The 26,208-nt window shown below is 53.9% G+C and carries 22 protein-coding genes; 3 read left to right on the top strand and 19 right to left on the bottom strand.

The window, feature by feature from the left end:
• Positions 1 to 94: 94 nt before the first annotated feature.
• The 7 genes from AMM48_RS14540 to AMM48_RS14570 all read right to left on the bottom strand — a co-directional run bounded on the left by AMM48_RS14540 (position 95) and on the right by AMM48_RS14570 (position 7,334).
• Positions 95 to 1,486: an FGGY family carbohydrate kinase gene (locus AMM48_RS14540; RefSeq protein ID WP_102784616.1), complete on the bottom strand. Its 1,392-nt coding sequence runs from the start codon at positions 1,484 to 1,486 to the stop codon at positions 95 to 97.
• Complete coding sequence (gene rhaM, locus AMM48_RS14545) at positions 1,483 to 1,797, bottom strand: L-rhamnose mutarotase (protein WP_102784617.1); 315 nt, start codon at positions 1,795 to 1,797, stop codon at positions 1,483 to 1,485. Before rhaM ends, AMM48_RS14540 begins: the two co-directional genes overlap by 4 nt.
• Before the next feature lie 4 nt (positions 1,798 to 1,801).
• The gene (locus AMM48_RS14550) at positions 1,802 to 2,845 is read right to left on the bottom strand and encodes an ABC transporter permease (protein ID WP_244271242.1); all 1,044 of its coding nucleotides are present in this window, start codon (positions 2,843 to 2,845) and stop codon (positions 1,802 to 1,804) included.
• Entirely contained in the window at positions 2,842 to 3,834 is a 993-nt protein-coding gene (locus tag AMM48_RS14555) for an ABC transporter permease (protein ID WP_102784618.1), read from the bottom strand. The genes AMM48_RS14550 and AMM48_RS14555 overlap by 4 nt, the downstream gene beginning before the upstream one ends.
• A 2-nt stretch (positions 3,835 to 3,836) precedes the next feature.
• Positions 3,837 to 5,324 carry a sugar ABC transporter ATP-binding protein gene (locus AMM48_RS14560; protein ID WP_102784619.1) on the bottom strand — a complete coding sequence of 496 codons (1,488 nt, stop codon included), beginning with the start codon at positions 5,322 to 5,324 and terminating at the stop codon, positions 3,837 to 3,839.
• Between the two features lie 148 nt (positions 5,325 to 5,472).
• On the bottom strand, positions 5,473 to 6,459 hold the full coding sequence (gene rhaS, locus AMM48_RS14565) for a rhamnose ABC transporter substrate-binding protein (protein ID WP_102784620.1): 987 nt from the start codon (positions 6,457 to 6,459) through the stop codon (positions 5,473 to 5,475).
• A 68-nt stretch (positions 6,460 to 6,527) separates the two neighbouring features.
• Positions 6,528 to 7,334: a DeoR/GlpR family DNA-binding transcription regulator gene (locus tag AMM48_RS14570; RefSeq protein ID WP_022733979.1), complete on the bottom strand. Its 807-nt coding sequence runs from the start codon at positions 7,332 to 7,334 to the stop codon at positions 6,528 to 6,530.
• 217 nt (positions 7,335 to 7,551) lie between these two features.
• On the opposite strand from AMM48_RS14570, the gene AMM48_RS14575 reads away from it, so the two are divergent.
• Together AMM48_RS14575 and rhaI are read left to right on the top strand one after the other, a co-directional pair.
• Positions 7,552 to 9,654, top strand: coding sequence for a bifunctional rhamnulose-1-phosphate aldolase/short-chain dehydrogenase (locus tag AMM48_RS14575; RefSeq protein WP_102784621.1), 2,103 nt, complete (start codon positions 7,552 to 7,554; stop codon positions 9,652 to 9,654).
• 44 nt (positions 9,655 to 9,698) lie between these two features.
• On the top strand, positions 9,699 to 10,997 hold the full coding sequence (gene rhaI / locus AMM48_RS14580) for an L-rhamnose catabolism isomerase (protein WP_102784622.1): 1,299 nt from the start codon (positions 9,699 to 9,701) through the stop codon (positions 10,995 to 10,997).
• A 97-nt stretch (positions 10,998 to 11,094) separates the two neighbouring features.
• On the opposite strand, the gene gyrB is transcribed toward rhaI, so the two are convergent.
• From gyrB to mutM, 7 genes are all read right to left on the bottom strand, one after another.
• The gene (gene gyrB, locus AMM48_RS14585) at positions 11,095 to 13,551 is read right to left on the bottom strand and encodes a DNA topoisomerase (ATP-hydrolyzing) subunit B (RefSeq protein WP_102784656.1); all 2,457 of its coding nucleotides are present in this window, start codon (positions 13,549 to 13,551) and stop codon (positions 11,095 to 11,097) included.
• Between the two features lie 20 nt (positions 13,552 to 13,571).
• A complete protein-coding gene (gene recF, locus AMM48_RS14590) occupies positions 13,572 to 14,732 on the bottom strand; it encodes a DNA replication/repair protein RecF (protein ID WP_102784623.1) in 1,161 nt (386 codons plus the stop codon).
• A 63-nt stretch (positions 14,733 to 14,795) separates the two neighbouring features.
• Positions 14,796 to 15,914: a DNA polymerase III subunit beta gene (gene dnaN, locus AMM48_RS14595; protein WP_101301184.1), complete on the bottom strand. Its 1,119-nt coding sequence runs from the start codon at positions 15,912 to 15,914 to the stop codon at positions 14,796 to 14,798.
• Positions 15,915 to 16,236: 322 nt separating this feature from the next.
• A complete protein-coding gene (gene dnaA, locus AMM48_RS14600) occupies positions 16,237 to 17,721 on the bottom strand; it encodes a chromosomal replication initiator protein DnaA (protein ID WP_102784624.1) in 1,485 nt (494 codons plus the stop codon).
• 445 nt (positions 17,722 to 18,166) lie between these two features.
• Positions 18,167 to 18,427, bottom strand: coding sequence for a 30S ribosomal protein S20 (gene rpsT / locus AMM48_RS14605; protein ID WP_101301188.1), 261 nt, complete (start codon positions 18,425 to 18,427; stop codon positions 18,167 to 18,169).
• Between the two features lie 186 nt (positions 18,428 to 18,613).
• On the bottom strand, positions 18,614 to 19,390 hold the full coding sequence (locus tag AMM48_RS14610; RefSeq protein WP_102784625.1) for an enoyl-CoA hydratase: 777 nt from the start codon (positions 19,388 to 19,390) through the stop codon (positions 18,614 to 18,616).
• A gap of 223 nt (positions 19,391 to 19,613) precedes the next feature.
• Complete coding sequence (gene mutM / locus AMM48_RS14615; RefSeq protein ID WP_102784626.1) at positions 19,614 to 20,453, bottom strand: bifunctional DNA-formamidopyrimidine glycosylase/DNA-(apurinic or apyrimidinic site) lyase; 840 nt, start codon at positions 20,451 to 20,453, stop codon at positions 19,614 to 19,616.
• 237 nt (positions 20,454 to 20,690) lie between these two features.
• On the opposite strand from mutM, the gene AMM48_RS14620 reads away from it, so the two are divergent.
• On the top strand, positions 20,691 to 21,494 hold the full coding sequence (locus tag AMM48_RS14620) for a TSUP family transporter (protein ID WP_102784627.1): 804 nt from the start codon (positions 20,691 to 20,693) through the stop codon (positions 21,492 to 21,494).
• A gap of 72 nt (positions 21,495 to 21,566) precedes the next feature.
• Here the strand turns inward: AMM48_RS14620 and AMM48_RS14625 are convergent, their stop codons facing one another.
• The 5 genes from AMM48_RS14625 to sppA all read right to left on the bottom strand — a co-directional run bounded on the left by AMM48_RS14625 (position 21,567) and on the right by sppA (position 25,787).
• Positions 21,567 to 22,775 carry an MFS transporter gene (locus tag AMM48_RS14625; RefSeq protein WP_102784628.1) on the bottom strand — a complete coding sequence of 403 codons (1,209 nt, stop codon included), beginning with the start codon at positions 22,773 to 22,775 and terminating at the stop codon, positions 21,567 to 21,569.
• Between the two features lie 297 nt (positions 22,776 to 23,072).
• Positions 23,073 to 23,795: an orotidine-5'-phosphate decarboxylase gene (gene pyrF / locus AMM48_RS14630; protein ID WP_102784629.1), complete on the bottom strand. Its 723-nt coding sequence runs from the start codon at positions 23,793 to 23,795 to the stop codon at positions 23,073 to 23,075.
• Positions 23,796 to 23,995: 200 nt separating this feature from the next.
• Positions 23,996 to 24,310 (bottom strand): LapA family protein, encoded by a 315-nt coding sequence (locus tag AMM48_RS14635; RefSeq protein ID WP_102784630.1) that lies wholly within the window; start codon positions 24,308 to 24,310, stop codon positions 23,996 to 23,998.
• Positions 24,311 to 24,516: 206 nt separating this feature from the next.
• Positions 24,517 to 24,792, bottom strand: coding sequence for an integration host factor subunit beta (gene ihfB, locus AMM48_RS14640; RefSeq protein ID WP_028791807.1), 276 nt, complete (start codon positions 24,790 to 24,792; stop codon positions 24,517 to 24,519).
• A gap of 71 nt (positions 24,793 to 24,863) precedes the next feature.
• Positions 24,864 to 25,787 carry a signal peptide peptidase SppA gene (gene sppA / locus AMM48_RS14645; RefSeq protein WP_022733998.1) on the bottom strand — a complete coding sequence of 308 codons (924 nt, stop codon included), beginning with the start codon at positions 25,785 to 25,787 and terminating at the stop codon, positions 24,864 to 24,866.
• Between the last annotated feature and the right edge of the window lie 421 nt (positions 25,788 to 26,208).

Consider the following 26,208-nt stretch of genomic DNA (forward strand, 5'->3'; position numbering starts at 1 on the left):
CTTTATGCCGGGATAGGAAAATTTCCAGATTTATGTGTCATGTTTCAAGCGCTTGACTTGTTGCAGAGCGGTTAAACGTCCACAACGAAACATCTCAACTTTCAGTGCTCATTGTCAGCTTGTTTCGCCACAAATTCTTGTAAGCCAAAATTCCACTATCCTCGATCCGATCTATTCGCGTCGAACCGCGTGATTGATGCATTTGCATCCGACCTGTCAAAAGTGCTGCACCATAGCTGGTTCCGGAGCTGTCAGTTGAGGCAAAAACCTGCTGGTCCGGGCGGAGGCTGGCGAGCAATTGACAGAAGGTCGTGTTGGTCGCGAATGGCCCCTCGACAATCACCGGCCCGTCACTGCCAATCATTTCAAGGTCGTAATCCACCATCAACGCGCAGTACATTGTCGCGAGAGCAGCCTTGTCGCGCGCGGTTCGCAGTTCGGCCTTGTTGATCACATGACCGACAAGATGGCCAAAAGGTCCGCCTGCTTCGGCAAATGACGGCACAGCCAGACAGTCTGATGCCATCAAACGTTTGATGTCGGTGAAATCCGGATTATCTGTATGACCATCCGCGAGAAACGCATATTCCCGTCCGCCCATGAACCGTGCACTGGGTACGGCATTGCCGTTGAGATCGACATTGCACAAGGTATCGCGATGTTCATCAAGGTCCGGTCGCGCGTGCGCACCGACGGAAAAACAGATTGTCCAGGTACCCGATGATACAAGCGAAAACGGTTGTTCGACCTTGGCAATCAAGGGCACCAGCGACGCATTACTATCATGGATACCGCAATGGATTTTGCAGTCGGTTGGAAGACCGGTCTTGGCAGCGATTTCCGGCAAGATTTCACCCAAAACATCACGCGCCTTGCGCATCGGCGCAAACTTTCCTGCCCAGCCACAGGTCTTGGCAAGGTCGCTCCAATCCGCTTGATGCGGGCGCCACAGGTCTGAATGACAGCCAAGCGATGTGACCTCAGAGGCCTTCATCCCCGACAGCCGCCAAGCCCAATATTGCGGATAGGGCAGAAAGTCGGTTGCGCGCGCCATTTCTTCGGGGAAGGCTTGTTCAAGCGCAAAGATCTGTCGCCCGAAATTCAAACCGGCAGGCAGACAGGGACTTTGGCTGTCCGCGAAGTCATCCCGCTCGGCGCCATAGGCGTGATCGATTTCCGGGGCATAGGTATTTTCATAGTCCACCACCGGCAGGGCAAGCTCGTCCCCGGCAAGGACCGCAACCGTTGCACCATGGGTGGTCACAACGATCCGCCCGATCAGGGCCTCACGTGCCGCATCTTTCAGCGCTGAGATATAGAAATCCCAAAGACCATCGACATCAAGATGGCAATAAGGCGGGCCATCAATTGAGTGATTGGCGCGACTGGCCTCAAACAGGATGGCACTGGTCCGAGCATCCCACACCACAAGTTTTGCGTTGGTTTTGCCGATATCTATGACGGCAATGGCGCGGGTATCGGTCATGGCAGATGGAACATTTCGTTCAAGCGAACAACGACCGGGCTGCCATCGTCGTTTGTCGCCATGATATCGCCCATGAAATCCCACCAGCGTTGCATGATTTCATGGTTGGGCAGTGCGTCCATCTTATGGTCTGCTGTCCGACGCAAGACGGCAAACAGGATGTTGGTTTCTTCATCAAGAAAGATGCTGTAATCCGATATTCCGGCATCTTTCAGAAGAACCGATAATGCGGGCCAGATTTCATCGTGGCGCTTTTTATATTCGCTGGCCTCACCGGGATTGAGCATCATCTTGAAGGCGATTTTCTCCATGACACTATTCCCCGGAATTTGATCGCATTTTGCGCGCATTCAAAAAGCGTCGCCAGATGATCGGTGTGCCGATCACAAGGATCAGAAGGCAACCGGTAAAGATCGACATGACGATGCCCGGTACATTCATCAAGCCCATGCCAAAGGTGACAAGCCCCATCAGGAAGACCGCGATAAACACGCCCACAATGCTGCCTGCACCGCCAAGGATATTCACCCCGCCCAGAACAACCATGGTGATGACTTCAAGTTCCCAGCCCATTGCAATCGACGGGCGGGTTGAGCCGATGCGCGATGTCAAAAGCACTGCGGCAATACCGGCAAAAAGCCCGACAAGCGTAAACAGAAACAATCGATGGCGTTTGACATTTATGCCCGAAAACAGCGCCGCGGTCGGATTGTTGCCAATCGCATAGACGCGCCGGCCAAAGGTGGTTTTGTGCAGCAAAATGCCAAACACAACCGCCAGACAGAGGAACAACAGAAATTCAAATGACAGCACACCCCAGACATAGCCCTGCCCAAAAAAGGCAAAGTCAGACGGGTAGCTGCGATAGACATCATCGCCAAGCACGATATAGGCAATACCGCGATAGAGGCTCATAGTGCCGATGGTCACCACGATTGCCGGAATATCGAACCTGGTAATGATCCAGCCATTGATAAAACCGGCTACGGTTCCAACCGCCATGCCGATCAGGGCAAGCTCAATCGGACCTGCCCCCATTGTATTGGCAAACCCCATGGCAACCGATGCCAGTGCGATGGTCGATGCCACCGAAAGATCAATGTCGCGCGCAATGATCAACAATGCCATCGGCAGGGCAATGATCGCCTTTTCGGTGAAGTTGAACGTCGCGTCCGACAGGCTCCATGGATCAAGGAAATAGGGCGAGATTTGCGTATTGGTGAAAAACGCAATCGCGACAAACACCATCAACAGGGTTTCCCAACGCATCAGTTTATTGCGCCAGTCACCATCCAGATTGTCGGGGAGATCCTTGATGTCCTTGGTCATGGGATGTTTCAATGCTTTTTCGTTCATCATTGGTGGGCCTCCCGCAAGATTCGGCGCCCACCACGTTTTTCACTGCGCGAATTAATGATCACGGCCAGAACGATAACAAGACCGGAAATCGCCAACTGCCAAAACGGTGAAATGCCAATCACCGGCAGCGCATTCTTAATCAGGCCAAGGAAGATCGCCCCAAGGGCTGCGCCCCAGATCGTACCAATGCCCCCGGCGATGCTGATGCCGCCAATGACACAAGCCGCGACCACCTGAAGTTCAAAGGCAACGGCGACTTCGACATAGGCAACGGCATAGCGCGATACCCAAAGATAGCCGCACATGCCAGCTACGGCACCGGAAATACAGAATGTGATGAACTGGTATTTGCCAACATTAATCCCGCTATAGACAGCGGCCTTTGGATTGCCGCCAACGGCAAAGATCGACAAGCCGGTCTTGGTAAAACGGGTAAAGACAAACAGCGCCAAGGTGACGGCAATCGCAATCCATGACAGCACCGTCAGATCAAGAAATGTCGCGCGTGGCAGGGCCAGAAATTGTGGCGTCATTTCATGGGCATTGACCCATTCGCCGCCGCTGATCAAAAAGACAAATCCGCGATAAACACTCATGGTGCCCAAAGTCACGACAATTGATGGAATACCCACCAGCCAGACCAGAATCCCGTTAAAGGCACCCAGCACAACCCCGATACCAATCGACAGGATCAGGGTGACGAGTGCGGGACTGTCGGGATAAGCGACGTTAAAAAGCGCGACGCACATGCCGGTAAGGGCAATATTGGAGGCAACCGACAAATCAATGCAGCGCGTCAGGATCACCAGCATCTGCGCGCAGGCCAGCATGATCAGGATTGATGTGTCATCAAATGCTTCGGCCAGATTGCTTGGGGTAACAAAGAACGGCGCGGTATAGCCGACACCCATCAGCATCAAGACGATGATGGCGCCAAGCAGCCATTCGCGATGCGAAATCATTTTGCCGAGAAGAGACGTGTTTTTCATATTCAGGCTCCTGTCGCGGCGGTAACGATGGCCTCGGCGGTCATGTCATCACGTTCAAAGCGTGCAGCAATGCGGCCTTCGTGCATAACGATGACCCGATCCGCCATGCCCATCACTTCGGGCAATTCGGATGACACCATGATGACCGACAACCCCTGCGCGACCAGTTCGCCCATGAATTTGTGAACGGCCGCCTTGGAGCCGATATCGATCCCCTTTGTCGGTTCATCGACAATTATCACATTTGGATTGGTCGCGAGCCACTTGCCGATGACGACTTTTTGCTGATTGCCGCCCGACAGGTTTTCGACATTCTCGCTGAGGCTCGATGCTTTGAGTTGCAGACGTGTGGCATATTCACGGGCAACGTCATATTCCCGGGCCATGTCAATAAATCCTGACCGGGACAAGCCGCCAAGCTGGGGCAGGGTGATGTTCTGAAAAATCGGAAGGGTCAGAATGGCCCCTTGATGCTGGCGATCTTCAGGGACATAGACAAGTCCCTGATCAACAGCATCGCCCGGTGTCCGTGGTTTGAATGGTTTGCCATTAAGCTCCATGCTGCCCGAGGATGTCGGAGTCAGGCCAAACAAGGCCTGCATGACTTCGCTGCGTCCGGCACCGACAAGACCATAAAAGCCAAGGATTTCGCCCTTGCGCAGGTCGAAATCAATATCGGCAAACTCGGTCGGGTGCGACAGGCCTTTGACGGACATGACAGTGTCGCCAATCGTGGTCTGCTCTTTCGGGTAGATCTGACTGACGGTGCGGCCGACCATCATGGCGACCAGATCGTCCTGTGTGACATCGGCGATGCCACCCGATCCGACAAACTGGCCGTCGCGGAAAACGGTATAGCGATCACAAATTTCGAAAATCTCGTCGAACTTGTGGCTGATGAACAGGATGGCCTTGCCTTCGTCGCGCAGGCGGCGCACCAGACGATAAAGTTCCTGAATTTCATGATGGGACAGGGATGCGGTTGGCTCATCCATGATGACGATGCTGGAACTGACCGAAAGGGCCGCGGCAAAAGACACCAGATGCTTGTGCGCAACGCTCAGTTCGCGCAACGGGATGTTCGGGTCTACATTGACATCAAGATATTCCAGAAGCGTTTTGGCGCGTTTACGCATCAGCTTCCAGTCAAGAAGACCGAAAATGTTGCGGTTCTGATTGTTGATGAAGATGTTTTCGGTCACCGTCAGTTCATCAAACATGACGGCTTCCTGATGAATGGCCGAGATGCCGTGGCGTTTGGCATCGGTCGCGGCCTGCATTGTCACAGGCGCATCATCAATCAGAATTTCGCCACCATCGGGCGCATAAATGCCGGTCAGCACTTTGACCAATGTTGATTTTCCCGCGCCATTCTCGCCAATCAGGGCGGTGACCTGACCGGGATAAAGTTGCAGTTCAACACTGTCGAGCGCTTTTACACCGGGAAATGTCTTGGAAATATTGCGCAGTTCAAGAACAGGCCTGTTCATGCTTCTCAAGCCTTTAACTCAGAGACAGGAAATTCTGTTTCAGGTGCAGGGCAGAAACCCTGTGTGCCTGAAAAATGCGATAAAGGAAAAAAGGGCGGCGGAAACATCTTCAGGGAGAAAAGTATTTCCGCCAGTTCCGTGGTTCGTCCTAGAAAATGTCGGCGAACTTGTGCACGTTCGATGCGTCGTAAACGAACGGATCGGACATCGCACCATTGCCATCCTTGTCGAATGAGATGGCCCCCATGCGACCAGCTTTGATCGACATGTGTTCGTCATTCTGGGTCAATTGATAGGCAATCATCATTGCCGAATATCCCAGATCAATCGGGTTCCAGATGGCAAAGCTTTTGACCGAACCGGCATCAACATGACCGGCAAGTTCGGACGGAAGACCAAGACCGGTGACAAAGACGTCACCGACTTTACCCTGATCTTCAACTGCCTGTGCGGCGGCAACAATGCCAACAGAGGTTGGTGCAACAATGACTTTGAGATCCGGGTATTTCTTCAGCAACGCGACGGTTTCGCGATAGGATTTATCGGCAAGGTCATCACCATAGACGGTGTCAACGAGTTTAAGCTGGCTGTAATCCGGCAGCACTTTCTTCATCTCGTCGATCCAGATGTTCTGGTTGGTCGAGGTTGGCGTCGCAGACAGGATTGCCATTTCGCCCCCAGCGTCCCCGGCAACATCAGCAGCAAGTTTAATACACATCGCACCAATCAGCGGGTTGCTTGACGGGTTCAGGTGAACAATGCGTGCATCATCGGCAACGCCACTGTCCCATGAAATTACCTTGATGCCGCGATCCATTGCACGTTTAAGGATCGGTGCCAGTGCGTCCGGGTCGTTTGCCGAAACGGCAATCGCATCGACGCGCTGGGCCATCAGTGAGTTGATGCTTTCAATCTGGCCTTCGGCAGTCGTGGATGTCGGGCCGGTATAGATGACCTCGGCATTGCCGATTTCTTTGGCGGCTTCCATTGCGCCATCACGGGCCGCTTCAAAGAAACCATTGCCAAGTGATTTGACGACAAGACCAACCCGAACCGGGTCGGCGGCCTGTGCAGATACAGATGCCATTCCCATGGCAAAAATGGCCGCAGCCATCAGAGACTTTTTGAACTTCATAACGTTTCCTCCATGATTGATTTTGGTTTTATTTTTGGCAGGTGCGGGGGCTCTTTGTGTCCCCTCTGTTATGCGCTTGCCGTGTTGTGGTCCTCTTCCTGCCTTGGTTCGACGACGACAAGATTGATGCCCGCGCGTTCGATCATGGCGCGGTCCTCGTCACGAATGCCGTCATCGGTGATCAAGGTATCGATGTTATCCAGGCGGCACAGGAACATGTTGCTGCGCTGGGTAAATTTCGAACTGTCGATCATGACCACCAGTTTTTCGGCCTGCGCAATCAGGCGCTGCTCGGACTGGATGATCATGGGGTCGCTTTCCATCAGCCCCATCGCATTGATGCCCTGTGCGCCGACAAATGCCTTAGAGGCATAAAAATTGTGGATCACATCGCTTTCAAATGGGCTGAGGATAATGTTCTGTTCGCGGTAAATCGTCCCGCCCGGCACGACCACGCTGTTTTCGCTGTGCTTCATTAAAAAGTCGGCCAGCGGAAACGAGTTGGTCAGAACCTGCATCTTTGTGGATTTCAGCATCGGCGCCATCTGATAGGTGGTTGACCCACCGTGAATGATGATGGAGTCACCTTCTTCGCACAGCTCAACCGCCTTTGCGGCAATGGCCGATTTTTGCGCAACATTCAGTGTCTTGGTGACAAAGAACGGACGCCCAAGCAGATGTTGGCTTTTGACAGGATTGATCGCCTCGGCCCCGCCTCGGATGCGGCGCAGTTTGCCGTCATCATCAAGGGCGCCAATGTCGCGGCGAATGGTCGCTTCGGAAACGTCCAGCATATCGACAAGCTGGGCGACCGTGACAACCGGGCGTTCCCCGACTGCGCGCAAAATCAATCTATGTCGTTCACGTTCGTGCATGTGTGCTCTCCGTTTGCCTGATATTCGCTCAATTTCGATCATTGTCAAACATAAAATGTCATAATTGATCATATTGCGCTGCAGTATTGAAAGAAAATGATTGTTTATGATTGACTGTGATTGAAAACCGGTTTACTTGCTTGGAAAAAATGGGAGGCGGCAATCGCATTTCTAGCAGACCGCCATGTGTAACGTCCAAGTGATAGGTTATAGGATCATGTCATCTGTTCCTTCTGATACTCTTCTTCCGAACAAATGGGACGCGAAACACGCGGCGGGTCTAAGCGAGCCGGAAAAACTGCTTTATCGTTCTAACCTGCTGGGTTCGGATCTGCGTATCACGAATTTTGGTGGCGGGAACACGTCAGCCAAGGTCTGGCAAAAAGACCCACTGGGCGGCGAAGAAGTAGAAGTTCTTTGGGTCAAGGGATCAGGTGGTGACGTCGGCAGCATGAAGCTCGACGGGTTTTCGACCCTTTATATGGATAAGCTGCGCGCGCTCAAAGGCCTCTATCGCGGTGAAGAGTTCGAAGACGAAATGGTGGCTTATCTGCCCCATTGTACGTTTAATCTTAATCCGCGTGCGGCCAGCATTGATACCCCGCTTCATGCCTATATCAACAAACCGCATGTTGATCATATGCACCCTGATGCCGTGATTGCCATTGCCGCCTCCAAGGATAGTCGCGCGTTGACGCAGGAAATCTTTGGCGATGACATTGGCTGGTTGCCATGGAAACGACCGGGCTATGAGCTTGGTCTTATGTTAGAGCAATATTTCAACGACAACCCCAATAGCAAAGGGGTCGTTCTTGAAAGCCACGGTCTGTTTACCTGGGGCGACAGTGCCAAAGAAAGCTACAACACGACGGTTGAAATCATTAACAAGGCGATTGCCTGGTTCGATACGAAAACACGTGGTGCGGAAATCTTTGGCGGGGTCCGCCATCAAAGCCTTGATACGCAAACGCGCCGTTCGATTGCATCAACCCTGATGCCGCGTATTCGCAGTTTCATTGATGCGGGCGAACGTAAAATCGGGCATTTTAACGACAGCGACGCAGTATTGGAATTTGTTAATTCCAATAAACTCGAAGCACTCGCAAGTCTTGGGACATCCTGCCCGGATCATTTCCTGCGCACGAAAATCCGCCCGATCATCATTGGTCTTGATCCTACAAAGCCAGATCTTGATGCTGTGATCGAAGGATTGGGGGATGCGTTTAGTGCCTATCGCGAAGATTACAAATCCTATTATGACCGCTGCAAGCACGATAATAGCCCGGCGATGCGTGACCCGAACCCGGTGATTTACCTGATCCCGGGCGTTGGCATGCTGTCCTTTGCCAAGGATAAGGCCACCGCACGGATCGCCGGTGAATTTTACGTCAATGCGATCAATGTGATGCGCGGTTCCGATACAGTCAGCACCTATATGGGGCTTGATGAGCAGGAAGCGTTTGATATCGAATACTGGCGGCTTGAAGAAGCCAAATTGCAACGCATGCCCAAACCCAAAAGCCTTGCAGGCCGTGTGGCGGTTGTCACCGGTGGTGCCGGTGGCATTGGTAAGGCGACTTGTGGTCGTTTGTTGCAAGAAGGTGCCTGTGTCGTTGCCTGTGATATTGATGCAGACGGGTTGGACGCGGCAATTGGTGATCTGCAGTCGGTGTTTGGCAAGGATCAGGTGCGGGGTCTTCCGGTCAATGTCACCAGCGAAGAATCGGTCATCAAACTGATGCATGACAGCTGCACCGAGTTTGGCGGGATTGATATTCTGGTGTCCAACGCGGGTATTTCGTCGGCTGCCCCGATTGACGAAACCAGTCTTGAAGTCTGGCAGCGCAATATGGACATTTTGTCGACCGGATATTTCCTTGTGGCGCGCGAAGCCTTCAAGATCATGAAATTGCAAAAACGTCCGGCCAGCATGGTGTTTGTCGCATCAAAGAACGGCCTTGTGGCTTCGCCCGGTGCATCGGCCTACTGCACGGCAAAGGCATCAGAAATCCAGTTGGCGCGCTGTATTGCTCTGGAAGGTGCGCCGTTTGGGATTCGCGTGAATGTGGTTAATCCGGATGCGGTTCTTCGCGGGTCGAAAATCTGGACGGGTGAATGGCGTGAACAGCGGGCGAAAGCCTATGACATGGCGCCCGATCAGCTTGAAGAACATTACCGTCAGCGCAGTATGCTGAAGCTGAATGTTCTGCCCGAAGACATTGCCGAGGCGATCTATTTCCTTGCATCGGACAATGCGGCAAAATCGACGGGCAATGTAGTTAACGTTGATGCTGGTCATGCACCATCATTCACGCGTTAAACAAATACAGGGCTGAAAAATAAAGCAGTCCGGGAGGGAGTAAAATGTCCGTAAAAGCACCGATATCGGCCGACCTGATTGCCGATCAAAATGATGCCGAAATTTCTGCACTCAAAAGCGATTATAACGCGCTTGGTGCGCAGCTTTCACGACGCGGGATCGATATTGATGCGTTGACCAAGGACGCCATGGATTTCGCGGTGGCCATTCCATCTTGGGGTGTCGGCACCGGAGGGACGCGTTTTGCGCGTTTTCCGGGGATGGGTGAACCGCGCAATATCTATGAAAAGCTGGCCGACTGTGCCGTTATTCAGCAACTGGGTCGGGCAACCCCGACCGTGTCACTCCATATCCCGTGGGACAAGGTCGACGATCTTTCAGAGCTGCGTGAAACGGCATCGGGATACGGGCTTGGTTTTGATGCGATGAATTCCAATACGTTTCAGGATCAGGACGACCAGAGCCAATCCTATAAGTTCGGCAGTCTTAGCCATAGTGATGCCGCCGTACGCGAACAAGCAGTTGCCCATAATCTTGAATGCATTAAAATCGGCCAGAAGCTTGGGTCAAAGGCGCTTACGGTCTGGATCGGAGATGGCACGAACTTCCCCGGTCAGCAAAGCTTCACCCGTAGTTTTGAACGATACCTTAGTGCAATGAAATCGGTATATGCCGGGGTGCCCGATGACTGGAAACTGTTCATTGAACACAAAATCTTTGAGCCAGCCTTCTATTCAACCGTGATTCAGGATTGGGGCAGCAACTATCTGGCGGCGGCCGAACTGGGTCCCAAAGCATCCTGCCTTGTTGATCTCGGCCATCATGCACCAAATGTGAATATTGAAATGATTGTCGCGCGCCTGTTCCAGTTTGGAAAGCTGGGCGGGTTCCATTTCAATGACAGCAAGTATGGCGATGATGATCTTGATAGCGGATCCATCAATCCCTATCAGCTTTTCCTCGTCTTTAACGAACTGGTCGATGCTGAACGCCGTGCCCCGGAAAAGTTTGATCCGGCCTATATGCTTGATCAATCGCACAATGTGACCGATCCGATTGAAAGTCTGATTTCCAGCGCGATAGAAGTTCAGCGTGCTTATGTACAGGCATTGCTGGTCGACCATTCTGCATTGGCAGGGTATCAGGACGAGAATGATGTCATGATGGCCAATCGAACATTGAAGTCAGCCTACAACACCGACGTCTCGCCGATCCTTGCCATGGCGCGCCAGAAAGCCGGTGGCGCAATTGATCCGATTGTTGCCTTTCGCAAGGCAGGCTATCGCGATGCTGTCGGCAAACAACGCCCGGCAAGCAAAGGAAGCGGAGGCGGGATCGTCTAATGCTACTAAGCTCTCTATCCCAAGCAATTGGGTTAGCTACCAAAAAGGCCGAAGACAAAAGTCTTCGGCCTTTTTGGATTTTGTTCTTCGTGTGACGTCACACGTCGAGGTTTGCGACCTTAAGCGCGTTGGACTGAATGAAGTCACGGCGCGGTTCAACCACGTCACCCATCAGGGTCGAGAAGACTTCTTCGGCCTCATCGGCGTGATTGACTTTGACCTGCAGCAGCGAACGGACATTCGGGTCCAGCGTGGTTTCCCAAAGCTGATCGGGGTTCATTTCCCCCAGACCTTTATAGCGCTGTACAGAAATGCCGCGACGGCCAAATTCCATCACCGCGTTGACCAAATCTACCGGACCGTTGATTTTCCAGCTTTTGTCCTTGGCAACGAATTCGGCACCCTTTTCAAAGAGTTCGCGCAATTCGCCCAGAATACCGGCAAGCGCGCGGGCTTCGACGGAACGTAGAATATTGCCATCAATCACGTGGCGCTGCTCAACACCGCGCAGCATCCGCCACAGAACGATTTCGTCCTGCGGGGCTTCGCCGTGCCAGCCACGGTCGTAATCTTCTTCGAGGCTATCAAGATGCGTGGCCAGCGTTTCTGCGGCTTCAAGGCGCTTGGCATCGTCATCAAGCAAGGCCGGGTTGAGTGCGCCTGCAAGTGTTGCCTGCTCCAGAACCGAAATCGGCAATTTGAGCGACAGCGGTTCAAGCAGCGACTTGGCTTTACGCGCCAGCTCGACCACCCGCACCAGATCAGGACCAGCTACCTGTACACCACCGGTCAGGGTCAGAACTGCTTCTTCGGTGCCCTGTGCGGTCAAGTACTGTTCCATTTCCCGGTCGCCCTTAAGGTACTGGACCGAATTACCGCGCTTGGCGCGATAAAGTGGTGGCTGTGCGATATAGAGATAGCCACGTTCGATCAGTTCAGGCATTTGACGATAGAAGAAGGTCAAAAGCAGGGTTCTGATGTGCGCGCCATCGACGTCAGCATCGGTCATGATGATGATTTTGTGATAGCGGGCTTTTTCAATGTTGAAATCGTCGCGCCCGATCCCGGTCCCCATCGCGGTAATCAGGGTGCCGATTTCCTGACTTGAAAGCATTTTGTCGAAACGCGCACGTTCAACGTTAAGGATTTTACCACGCAGCGGCAAGATCGCCTGGAAGCCACGTTCACGGCCCTGTTTGGCCGATCCACCTGCGGAATCACCCTCCACGATGAACAGTTCGGCTTTGGACGCATCGCGTTCCTGACAATCGGCAAGTTTGCCCGGCAGTGACGAAATATCGAGCGCACCCTTACGCCGCGTCAGCTCACGCGCCTTACGTGCGGCTTCACGGGCAGATGCGGCCTCAACCACCTTGCCGACGATCTTGCGCGCATCCTGCGGGTGTTCTTCAAGCCACTGTGCCAGCTTGTCATTGACGATGTTTTCAACAACCGGACGGACTTCGGATGACACCAGTTTGTCTTTGGTCTGGGAAGAGAATTTCGGATCAGGAACCTTGACCGAAATCACGCAGGACAGGCCTTCACGCGCATCATCGCCCGACAGATTGACCTTTTCCTTTTTGGCAATGCCACTTTCCTGCGCATAGGAATTGATCTGACGGGTCAATGCAGCGCGGAAACCGGCCATATGCGCCCCACCGTCACGCTGCGGAATGTTGTTGGTAAAGCACAGCGTGGTTTCGTGATAGCTGTCGTTCCACTGCAACGCCACTTCGACGGTGATGCCGTCTTTTTCACCGACAATGACGATGGCTTCTTCGATCTGACGGGCTTTGTTGCGATCAAGATATTCGACAAAGGCCCGAATACCACCTTCGTAATGCAGTTTTTGCTCAACCGGTTCACCGCTGCGTTCATCACGAAGCGTCAGGATCACACCGGAATTCAGGAAGGCCAGTTCCCGCAAACGGTGCTCAAGGGTCGGCAGATCAAATTCCGTCATGGTGAAGATTTCACCGTCCGGATAGAAGGTCACCTCGGTCCCGGTCAGCGGTGTGCCATCTTCGGTCAGCGGCGCGTCGCCGACAATTTCGAGCGGCTTGATCGCATCGCCACCGGAAAATTCCATGTAGTGTTCTTTGCCATTGCGCCAGACGCGCAATTTCAAAAGGGTCGAGAGCGCGTTCACAACTGAAACGCCCACCCCGTGCAAACCACCGGAAACCTTATAGGAATTCTGGTCAAACTTACCGCCGGCGTGAAGCTGGGTCATGATGACCTCGGCCGCAGACACGCCTTCTTCTTTATGCATGTCGGTCGGGATACCACGACCGTTATCGCGGATGGTCGCCGAACCGTCACCATTGAGCTGCACCCAGACGGTATCACAATACCCGCCCAAGGCTTCGTCAATCGCGTTATCGACGACTTCATAGATCATGTGATGCAAACCGGTTCCGTCATCGGTGTCACCGATATACATGCCCGGGCGTTTACGCACCGCTTCAAGGCCTTTGAGAACCTTGATCGATTCTGCACCGTACTCCTGCACGACTTCGGCAGTATTCGGGGCTTCTGTTTCGTTGGTCATAGCGTCAACAACCTCGGCATTCACGGAGTGGTTTCTAGGGTCAGTGTGGCATCTTCCACGCGGAAAAATTGCGCACGACCGTCCAAACCTTCAAACAGCGCCCGGTCCGTACCTGTCATCCAGGCTTGGACGCCAAGCGCCACGATTTCATCAAACAGGTGTTTGCGGCGTTCTGCATCCAGATGCGCAACCACCTCGTCAAGTAACAGCAGCGGGCCAGCGCCGCGTGCTTTTGTCTGCAGGCGGGTATTGGCCATGATGATTGCCAACAACAACGCTTTTTGTTCCCCGGTGGAACATTGATCTGCCGACTGGCCCTTTGCATCGTGCCACACCAAAAGATCACTGCGTTGCGGGCCAACAATCGCCCCGCCATAGGCTCCATCACGTGACCGTCCGTCACGCAATGCCGCCCGCATTTTATCTTCGACCTCAACCGCCGGAAGATTTTCCAGCCAGTTTTCAAGATCCCCCGCCAGCGCCATGCGCGCCGCAGGAAACGGTCCGACCGCCATGGTCCCCGCCCGGCTTAAGCGCGCCAGAAGGTCGGCTCTGGCGACGGCAACGGCGATCCCGTGGCGCACCATCGAGTCTTCGATCGAGGCCAGCCATTTATCGTCGCCCTTGCCTTCCTTAAGCAGTTTTGCGCGACTGCGCAGGCTATGCTCGTAGGCGGCAACCCGGCTGCTATGTTCCGGATCAAGGCCATAGACCAGTCGATCCAGAAACCGCCGCCGTGCCGATGGTCCGTCCAGAAACAAACGATCCATTTGCGGCGTTAACCACACGGCGGCACAGACCCGACCCAAGGATGCCTGACCGCGTTTTGTTTCACCATCAATGCGGACCGCCCGACGTTCGCGTCCCTGTGCAAGGGCTGCCGGGTCAAGGCCACTTCCGACCTGAAAGGCGCCATCTGGCGTTTCCAGATCGGCCGACACGGCCCAAGCGCGGGTTTCGCCGTCCGGGTTCGCGGGAAAGTTCCGCGCAATTTCACCCAGTTTGGCACGGCGTAAACCGCCGCCTGGCGACAACAGCGATACCGCCTCAAGCAAGTTGGTCTTGCCCGCCCCATTTGGTCCCGTCAAAACAACCGGTGTGCTGTTTAACGACAGCCGCAAGCTTTCGTAACAGCGAAATTCACTCAGCTGAATGCGGGAAACTGCGAGACGGTTTGTCATCGACGCACCGTCTCTTGGCATGAGGTTATTGGCAAGAACAGCCACTGTGTTATGCGCTTACCGTCAAACACGCATCGGCATAAGAACATACAATGCCGAAAGGTCATCGGTATCGCGAAGGATGGTCGGCGACGATCCGTCCGACATCAAAAGATTGAGCGTATCGCCCTTGACCTGTTTTGCGATGTCGAGCAAATAGCGCGAGTTAAAGCCGATTTCGATGTCCTCGGCGTCATAATTGATTTCAAGTTCCTCGGACGCAGTCCCATGTTCCGGGCTAGACGCCGAAAGGGTCAGGGTCGTGCCCGAAAGGACAACTTTAACCGCGCGCGATTTTTCAATCGAAATCGCCGAAACACGGTCAACCGCATCGGCAAAGCCTTTGCACTCGATATCAAGCGTTTTGTCATTGCCCGATGGAATGACGCGCTCGTAATCGGGGAAGGTCCCATCGATCAGCTTGGAGGTCAAAATCGCCTTACCGAAACCAAAACGGATTTTGGTATCAGACATGGCGATATCAACTGCCTCGCCGGTTTCATCAATCAGTTTACGTAATTCCCCAATGGTTTTGCGTGGAACGATGACACCGGGCATGTTTTCCGCCCCATCAGGAAGCGGTGCCTCGACACGCGCCAGACGGTGACCATCGGTCGCAACCGCGCGCAGGATTTTCGTCCCTTCGGCATCGGTGGCGTGGAAATAAATCCCGTTGAGGTAATAGCGGGTTTCTTCGGTCGAGATCGCAAATTCGGCACGATCAATCAGGCCGCGCAGTTCCGCAGCAGCCAGACCAAAGCTGACCGGCAGATCGCCGCCCGACATGACCGGGAAGTCATCAACCGGCAGCACGGCGAGATTAAACTTCGACCGACCGGCCGACAGGGTCAAACGACCTGCACCCGGCTCAAGCGAGATTTGCACTTGCGAGCCTTCCGGCAGCTTGCGGACGATTTCATACAGGGTATGTGCGGGCGTGGTCGTCGCGCCAGCTTCGGCAACTTCCGCGGTCGTTGTTTCAACGACCTCAAGGTCCATATCCGTGGCGGTCAGGGAAAGCTGGTCGTTCTCTGCCCGCAGCAAAATATTGGACAGAATCGGAATGGTGTTGCGGCGTTCGACCACACTTTGAACATGGGTCAGCGATTTCAACAGAGCCGCGCGTTCGATGGTCAGCTTCATGCCCGTCCTATCCGTCTGTCAGTATTGGTTTAACAACTTGATTTTTAATAGGTTTTCTCACCTGACCCCCACCCTTACGGGTGAGGAAGGGGCATTATAACATGCATGTCGGGAAATCGAAGGATTTTTACGGCCTAAACCCAAGCAAATAAAAGGAGTCGACACCCCAAAAAACACCCAAAACGCGCAAACCAGCGCATACCGTGCGACTCCCGGTTTTTCGCATATATTTCAGGCCGGAAAACCCATTGGATTCATTGCATAAAACCCAGCAAAAAGGCCGCCTGTTTTGGCGGCCTTGATGAAAAACATCAAACAGCGATCACCCTTCGAGCATCCGCCGCAAAAGATCGATGTCTTCTGACAATGACGGATCAGTGGTGTGCAGTTCTTCGATCTTGCGCACCGCATGCATGACGGTGGTGTGATCGCGCCCACCAAACTTGCGCCCGATTTCAGGCAGAGAATGGGTTGTCAGCTGCTTGGACAGATACATTGCCACCTGACGTGGACGTGCAACCGCACGGGCACGGCGGGCCGAATGCATATCCGACACCTTGATGTTGAACTGTTCGGCGACGCGCTTCTGGATTTCCTCAATGGAAACCCGGCGCTCGGACGCGCGCAGGACGTCATGGAGGATATCCTGAACCATCTCAAGGCTGATCTCACGACCGACAAGCTGGGAATGGGCAATCACGCGGTTAAGTGCGCCTTCAAGCTCACGGACGTTGGCCGTAATTTTATGGGCCAGGAATTCCATGACGCGCTGGGGCAGCTCAACCGCCTGACGTTCCGCCTTGGATTCGAGAATGCCCAGACGCAGCTCATAAGTGGTGGCATGGATATCGGCCACAAGTCCCGATCCAAGACGCGAGCGCAGGCGCTCTTCGATATCTTCAAGATCAGATGGTGACTTGTCGGCAGACACAATGATCTGACGCCCTTGATCAACCAGCGCATTGAAGGTGTGGAAGAATTCCTCCTGGGTCGAATCCTTGCCCGAGATGAACTGAACGTCATCGACCATCAGAACATCAACCGAGCGGAACTGGTCTTTGAAATCAACGGTGTTTTTGTCACGCAACGCGCGGATAAAGCGATACATGAACTTTTCAGCCGACAGGTAGATCACCGTGCGGTGCGGCTGTGTCCGGCGGATATGCCAGGCAATCGCATGCATCAGGTGGGTTTTACCAAGACCAACCCCACCATACAAAAACAGCGGGTTGAACGGCACAGACTCGGCCTCGGCCAAGCGGCGCGCCGCGGCGTAGGCAAACTCATTTGGCTTGCCGATGACGAAATTATCAAAGGTGTAGCGCGGATCAAGGGCTGCTGAAATGCCATCATCTGACATGCTGGCAATTGCCGTGCGGCCATTTGACTTTTGCGAATGGGCGGGCTGCTGCGCGGTATTGGCCGCACTGCTGGCCCGGGAATTTTGCGAGTCGCGATAAGACGTATTTTGTGCGGGACGGGTTTCAGTCGCATCAGATGTGCGACGCGCACCCGCAGCCCCGGCATTAGCACCCGAGACGATGTTGATTTCGATGAAATGAACGTTGGGGTCTTCGGCGTGCCAGAAAGCCTGAATACGGTCCAGATAGTGCTGTGTCACCCAGTCACGCATGGCACGGGTCGGCGCGCCCAACCGGGCCACACCGGCTTCAACACCGATCAGGGCAACAGGCTCAAGCCAATAGCGATACGCCGTTGCGCCAAATTCGGCGCGCAGCTTTTCACGAATGACTTGCCATGTTGCTACCGCATGATCGTCTGGTGCTGCCTGCTGCTCACCCGACATCCCCCCACTGGTCTGTCCGAGAGCTGATTGCGTTCCCCTTGCGGCGTGCTGCACTGTTAGAACCTTTCCCCGCTATCCCAATTTCAACACCAACAAGACTGCAAAAGACAAAACAGTACTGCACCGCGTTCATCACGTTTGTGATCAACACGCTGGTCTTCCGCACTATCCTGGAAGCGTACTCGCGCCTTTTGTTTTTTGGTTCTTCGTCACGGACCGCTTTGCGCGGCCTGCGAAGTCGCAACACTGTACTGATGCGACCCACATCAGGCAAGGCGATCTTTAACAGAACGTTAAAAGGATTTCGGGACCAAAACGGTCCTTGATTCCTGCGGTTTTTTGCGCAAGCGGAATCATGGAACAAAAGGTGATTCACCGAAATCCGGGCAGCGAAAAGGCCGCACCAGAGGTGCGGCCTTCGACTCGCCATCCCGTAAGGGATAAATTAAAGCGCTTTAATGCGTGCAGTCAGACGCGAAACCTTGCGAGCAGCGGTGTTCTTATGCAGAACGCCAAGCTGTGCGCCACGCGCCATTTCCGGCTCAGCGATTTGCATCGCAGCCAGAGCAGCATCTTTGTCGCCAACGTTCAGCGCAGCTTCGACCTTCTTAACGTAGGTACGAATACGGCCGATACGTGCACCGTTAACGATAGCACGGGCGGCGTTGCGGCGAATGCGCTTCTTGGCCGATTTATGGTGAGCCATTGCGAACCTGTCTCTTCAAACAAATGTTACGTAATTCGGAGCGCGGCTTATAGCGCCGGGCGCCCCCCTCGTCAACCCCCGATACCATCCTAGCGCCTCATTTTCTGCGGCTTAGGAGTCTTTGGGGCTGCAATACAGATATGCAGCCGTAGAATCAGGGGTCAACTTATAACGATCCCGGCACAATCAACGGTGCTTGAAATCAGCTTTTCTCTTTTCCACAAAGGCTTTCATGCCTTCTGCGCGATCTTCAAGCGCGAAGGTCGAATGGAACTCACGCCGTTCAAACATCAGGCCTTCGGCAAGGGTCATTTCATAGGCCTTGTTGACCGATTCCTTGACCTTCATCGATACCGGCCCCGAGAAGGAGGCGATTTTTTCGGCCAGTTGCATGGCTTCATCCATCAGCGAGTCGGCCGGAACGATTCGCGCCACCAATCCGGCACGCTCGGCTTCCTCGGCATCCATCATCCGCCCGGTCAGGCACATTTCCATGGCCTTGGCTTTGCCAACCGCCCGTGTCAGACGCTGAGTTCCACCTGCACCGGGAATGGTGCCAATGGTGATTTCCGGCTGACCGAACTTTGCGGTATCGGCCGCCAGCATGATGTCGCACATCATGGCCATTTCGCAGCCACCACCGAGTGCGAATCCGGCAACGGCCGCAATGGTCGGCTTGCGACAGCTTGCGACACGGGTCCAGCCTTTGGTGATGAAGTCGTTTTTATAGACATCCATATAGTCGTAATCAGCCATTTCCTTGATGTCAGCACCGGCCGCAAAGGCCCGGTCCGATCCGGTAATGACAATGGCACGGATGTTGTCATCGGATTCGAAATCATCAAGTGCAACCCCAAGATCATCGATCAGTGCCGCACACAGCGCATTCAGCGCCTTGGGACGGTTGAGGGTGATCAGCCCGACATTGCCCTTTTTCTCCGCGATGATGTTTTCGTATGTCATGCCTTAAGATCCTTTTATCGCAATCAAGGCCCGCATTTTTCGGGGCCGATTCGCTTGAAACCATATTTTGATACTGTTTTACCGATTTTAACGGCAGATCGCAACCGGACGTCTGTGTGGATGGGTATATTTCAGGTGAACCAGCAAAGAAACCAGCACCCCCCATCCGATATATTTGGGCGGGGTACGCAAGAGGGAGAACGATGTGCCGTCTGACAGGATGTTATCGCTGACAGGTCGGGCAGAAGAATGTTGAACGCCCGGCCTGCACCATGCGTTCGATGGTGCTGTCACATTCCGGCGCGTTGCAACCATCGCCTTCGCGGCCATAAACCCGGAAATTATGCTGAAAATAGCCAAGCTCGCCATTGGCCTGACGATGATCTTTCAGGCTTGATCCGCCCGCAAGAATAGCATCCTCAAGCACAAGTCTGATTTCGCGGTACAGACGGTCGATTTCAGCAGGTTTGAGGTCCTTTGCCAGACGGTTCGGCGCAATGCCCGAACGGAACAAGGCTTCGCAGACATATATATTGCCAAGCCCCGCCACCAGCTTCTGATCCAGCAACACGGTTTTGATTGGGCTAGCGCGTTTGGCGATCCCGGCCGCCAGCACTGCGGCATTAAAGGCATTACCAAGCGGTTCAGGCCCAATGCCCGCCAGCATTTTATGACTGGTCACCTCATCAGCGGCAATCAGGGTAATCACCCCAAAGCGCCGCGGGTCGGTAAAGCGTACGACCGCACCACCTTGCATAACAAAATCAACATGATCGTGTTTTTCAGGTGCTGGCACTGCAACATTCCGGTCATCATGGATCGTCATGCGCCCAGACATGCCCAGATGGATCAGCAAAACCTGTCCGTCATCAAGATAGCCCAGAATATATTTCGCCCGACGGGTCAGCTGATCCACCTTGCGCCCGGCCATCCGGTCAACGAAGTTTTCCGGGAAGGGGAACCGCAGATTGGGCCGACGTTGCACCACATGGTCAATCACGTGGCCTTCCATCACGGGGGTCAGGCCACGGGTAACTGTTTCGACCTCTGGCAATTCGGGCATCTGCGTCCTCAATCTTTAACAAAGCGGATACCATATCTAGATGCCGGTCCAATGATTGGCAAGCTGCGTCAGCGTGTGGTTTTGCAACATCAAGACCCTCACACCAGAACGCGCGTCATTCTTACAATAGACGCCGGTGCCAAAGCTCTTATGATGGCGCGGATTATTCACACTGACTTTAACATAATGTCCGTCAGGCTCTCCTGACCGCCGCCCCACCATATGGAATTTCAAACGATGGAATTTGGTTTCGACCTTCTCTTGATCCTGTTTGCCGTCGCCGCCCTTGCGGGATTTGTCGATTCGATTGCCGGTGGTGGCGGGTTGATTACCATCCCGGCCCTGCTTTGGGCGGGGATATCGCCCGCACAGGCGCTTGCGACGAACAAACTACAAGGAAGCTTTGGTAGTTTTTCCGCATCGATTAGCTTCATTCGCAAAGGCCATGTTGACCCGCGCGACATGGTGCTGGCGATTGTACTGACCTTTGCCGGATCGGCCTTGGGCACGGTTCTGGTTCAGATGCTTGATCCGAGCATTCTGATGACGATCCTGCCGGGTCTCTTGATCCTGATTGCGCTTTATTTCCTGTTCTCCCCACGTGTCGGGGACATAGATGCGCACCAAATGATCAGCAAAGGTGCCTTTGCCTTTACGGCCGGATTTGGTATCGGATTTTACGATGGGTTCTTTGGGCCGGGTACAGGGTCGTTCTTTTCCATCGCCTTTGTCGCGTTGCTTGGTTTCAACATGACCAAGGCCACTGCGCACACCAAGGTCCTGAACTTCACATCGAACTTTGCGTCCCTTGTCATGTTCATCGCCGGGGGTGAAGTCGTCTGGGTCATTGGTCTGGTGATGGCAGTTGGTGCGTTGATTGGTGCACAGATCGGATCGCACATGGTGATGAAGGTCGGCGCGCGCCTTGTGCGTCCATTGCTTGTTGTCACCTCCATCGCGATTTCGATCAAACTGATCATTGATCAGTATGGCCCGACACTGAGCCAGACATGGGATCAGGTGTATCAGTGGATCGGATGATCCTTGGCAATGTCCCAATGAAAAACCCGTCAACCAATAGGCTGACGGGTTTTGTTTTGAGGAGTTTCGGTATCAGGCGCTTGCACCGCTTTCGACAAAGACTTCGTCGCGACGGTCAAGCAGATGGCTCCAGATGGCAAACATCAAGGCCAGCACCGCAATAACCGCACCAAGCCATGGGAGGTGTTGATAGGAAACCCCGTGCGTGATCGCCAATCCACCAAACCAAGCCCCACCAGCATTGCCCAGATTAAAAGCACCCTGATTAAGAGTGGAGGCCAAATTAGGCGCATCGGAGGCCTCGCTTACCACGCGCATCTGAAGTGGGGAGACCAGCGCAAAGGCAACAATACCCCACACCATCACCGTGATCACAGCCGGAACTAAGGAGGTCAGGGTTTCGCTAAAGACAGCCAGAACACCAATCAGCATGACAAAGGCAATGATAATGGCCGGCATTAGACGCCAGTCACCCAAACGCCCGCCGACATAGTTGCCCACTGTCAGCCCCACCCCGAACAACAACAGGACGTAGGTCACTTGACGCGGAGCAAGGCCGGTAACTTCGTTTAACATCGGGGTGATATAGGTAAAGACACTGAACAAGCTGGCAGCCGATAAAACACTGATCAGCATGGCAAACAGGACTTGCGGCTTACCAAGCGATTTTGCCTCGGCCAGAAGACTGCCGGTTGAGGCGGCAATTTTGCGCGGCAGGGCAAAATAAAGCGCAATGGCGGCAAACACGCCAATGCCAACAACCGCCCAGAAAGTCGACCGCCAGCCAAGCTCCTGACCCAGTGCGGTTCCAAACGGAACACCCAGCACGTTGGCAAGGGTTAAACCCGAAAACATCAGGGCGATGGCCTGTACGCGCTTTTGCGGCGATACGAGGTTCGATGCGACAACCGCGCCAAGGCCAAAGAAGGCCCCGTGGCAAAAGGCAGTGATCACGCGGGCAGCCATCAGCAACCAGTAATCTGGCGCGATCGCACACAGAAAATTACCAATGATAAAGATGCCAATCAGCAGCAACAGCGCCCGACGCCTGTCCATGCGTGCCGTTGCAATCGCCAGAAACGGCGCACCAAATGTCACACCCAGCGCATAGCCCGTCACCAGCAACCCGGCATCTGGAATGCTGACAGCTAGATCACGTGCGACGTCGGGTAGAAGTCCCATGATGACAAATTCGGTGGTCCCGATGCCAAAAGACGCAAGCGCAAGCGCAAGAATCGGGAAGTTCCCGAGCAAACCCCAACGGGCAGAAGCAGCAGCCATGTCTGAATATCCAGTGAAACGTGATGGCCTGGAGCGCTCATCGCGTTTTGTGCAAGTGCGAGATAGCCATCTTGCACGATTTTTGAAACGATTCAATTGTCTCTAATTACGCCCAATGTGACCATCGCGAAAATCGCATGGCGCTATGCAGCATAATCAGCAGGTCGTATGGGGTGGAGTGGTGGGAGTGGCGGCAATGGGTTAATTGCTTAATGGGCGACTGGTCCACCAGATCATCTGCTCATTAAAAAGGCCCGAATTGACATCGGGCCTTCTGCATTTGAGATTTGAGAGGTCTCAGGATACCTCGGCAACAATCCGACGTGCTGCATCAACCGGATCATCCGCCTTGGTGATCGGGCGGCCAATCACCAGCACGTCACTGCCCATGGCAACCGCATCGGCCGGGGTGACAACGCGCTTCTGATCGTTACTTGCGGCCCACGCCGGACGAATACCCGGTGTAATCAGCTTGAAGTCGGGGCCACAGGCCGCACGTACAGAAGTGATTTCACGCGCCGAACAGACAACCCCGTCCAACCCGGATTTTTGAGTGAGTTCGGCCAGCTTGACGACACGTTCGTCAATCGGCCCTTTGAGCCCGACATCATCAAGATCGTGCTGATCCATGCTGGTCAGGATTGTCACAGCAATCACCCATGGTGCCTCCACACCGGCCTTCGCCGCTGTTTCACGCGCGGCTTCGCCAGCACGTTTCATCATCTCAATCCCGCCTGCGGCATGGACATTGACAATTTTAAGCCCCATCGGCGTTACCGCCCGAATGGCACCCGCCACCGTATTGGGGATGTCATGATATTTCACATCCAAAAAGATCGGCATGCCCACTTTGGCGACAGCCTGCACACCCTGTGGTCCGTGGGCGGCAAAGAATTCCTTGCCGAGCTTTGCCCCGCCAATCACGCCCGAAAGCTTTGAGGCCAGATCAATCGCATGATCAAGATCGGTTGTATCAATCGCGCAAAAGATACGGTCTTTGGGGGAAATGCTCTGGACCATGCTGGGTGTCCTCCTTCGGGGTTTGATGGGGGCGTTGGCCCACAATCATCAAACGGGACCAGACATGACTTAGCCGATTTAGCTCAAAAGGCCAATGTCAAATAGGACAACAGGGATGCATGGGGCCATGCGATGTGGCGCGGTCAATATAAAAAAAGGGCCCCTGATGGAGCCCTTTGATTTGAGGATCTGAGACGATCTTAGCTGTGGCCAAGCGCCTTGTGGTCCGATTTTGGGTGATCGGCCTTTGGCGTTTCATCCTCGGCCTTGACCCGTTTAAGTTCGCTGTCCATGCGACGTACGGCACGACGATGTTTGCCATGCACAAGCCATTCATACGCCAGACCAATGCCCAGTCCGACCAACAAGGCAACCATGATCGGCAAGAACAGCGGCAATTCAAGCTCAAAGGGCAGTGGCCAAAGGGACAATGTCACAGCAGCCCGGTTCGATACGGCGAAAACCGCAATCAGAACCGCAATCGGGATGGCAATAATCCAGTAGAGAACGCGCATTACTTAAGCTCCTTGTGCCGGTCGATGTGCGTCATCTGCGTTTGAGTGCGCACATTCAAGACCAGCTGCAGGTCACGTTTGACAGTCAGACCGGTAGTATGGGGCAAGAACCAGACAAAAGCCATGCCCCCAACGGCACAGGTATCCCTGTGCTATGGTTGGGCAAGCCCATGACCAAAGTCACGTTCGTCGGTCACATGGAAAAATCAGTTCAAACGTTCGCGAAGCTGTTTACCCGTTTTGAAATAGGGCACTTTTTTCTCGCCAACCGGGACTGCGTCGCCGGTGCGCGGATTGCGCCCAACGCGTGCGTCGCGATGCTTGACGGAAAAGGCACCAAAACCGCGAAGCTCGACCCGGTCTCCGCGGGCAAGTGCGTCGGTGATTTCATCAAAGATCGTCGCAACAATCCGTTCGACATCTCGCTGATACAGATGCGGGTTCATTTCAGCAAGGCGGGCAATCAGTTCTGATTTCGTCATTTCCAGGCCCCATCCTGTTCGTTCTAACAGTCTCACTCAACCACGGATTAGATCATCCTATCAGGAAACTCTTATTGAGGTTGCCAGACCGTCAGCAAACCGTCAAGTTTAAGCCCCTCAGATGACAGCACTTTTCCGAGACTTCCCTCAAGAACCGTGGTCATCAGATCGTCTTCCGGGTACTCAATTTCAAGCGGCACAATCTCCGCTTCGGTCGTGACACCAGCTTTATCTTCAAGCCAGCGCACAGCTTCACGACGGCCACCGATTTCATCAATCAGTCCATTGGCAAGCGCTTGTTGTCCGGTATAGACACGCCCGTCAGCCAAGGTCTTTACGGTATCCATCGGTAGATCACGTCGTTCGGCCACCATCCCGACAAACACGTCAAACATGTCGGAAATCAGGCTCTGCATCGCCGTTCGTGCGGCATCGTCTGTTGGCTCAAACGGATTGGGCACAGCTTTGAGCGGACCACTTTTGACCGTCAGTGGCTCCACACCAAGCTTTTCCAGCGTTCCGGTAAAGTTCATCGATTGGAAAATCACCCCAATCGAGCCCGTTACTGTTCCGCGACGTGCAACAATATGATCTGCGGCAATCGCTGTCATATAGCCACCTGATGCGGCAACAGTTCCCATCTCGGCAACGATGGGACGGGTTTCCCCGATACGGCGCAGCGCCTCAAAAAGTGTTTCGCCCCCAACCATCGTTCCGCCGGGGCTGTTGATATGGACAATCACCCCGACAACGTCCGAGTCTTCTTCAACAGCGGCCAGCGCATCCAGAAGATACGGGTCTTCGGTAATCACACCTTCGATCGTGACCTCAACAATCCGGGGTCCAAGCGTGCCAAACACGCCCTTGTTCAGACCGGTTCCAGCCAGACCAATCAGGATTACGGCCAGCACCGCAATCGCGGCAACAACGCGCCAGCGAAACACCGATTTTTTCAGTCGACGTCGATCAAGAAGGATATCGGCATCGAGTGCCATGGACGGTGCCCCAGTTCTAATTGTTCAATCAATCACTTACGGGGCGTGCCCCGCAAAACCTGTCTTTTCAAATGGTTTTTCTCAGCACAGAAGGCAAGAACAAAAAGCGTTTAAAATCAAAAATTTCGCGAAATTATACCTTTGCCTGCCCATTCCCCCGAAATGAACGGCAAAATTGAAGACCCTATACAGTTTTCAGTGGCGTTTTCGCATGCATGCCAGTGCGTTTGCCCGCAGACAGAAACAGTGATGACGGGTTGAACCCGCAGGATGAGGGAGGGAGAGAGAATCTGGCTGGAAGCTGAAAGCACAGAATTGCGCGAAAGCCGGTAGGTCAAATACTGGAAATCAGGGACCGGGGAAAAGTACCAGAAGCACAAAAGAAAACGGGCCGCGCACTGCGCGACCCGTCTTTTCGATC

Source organism: Thalassospira sp. GB04J01 (assembly GCF_000751115.1).
GTDB lineage: Bacteria > Pseudomonadota > Alphaproteobacteria > Rhodospirillales > Thalassospiraceae > Thalassospira > Thalassospira lucentensis.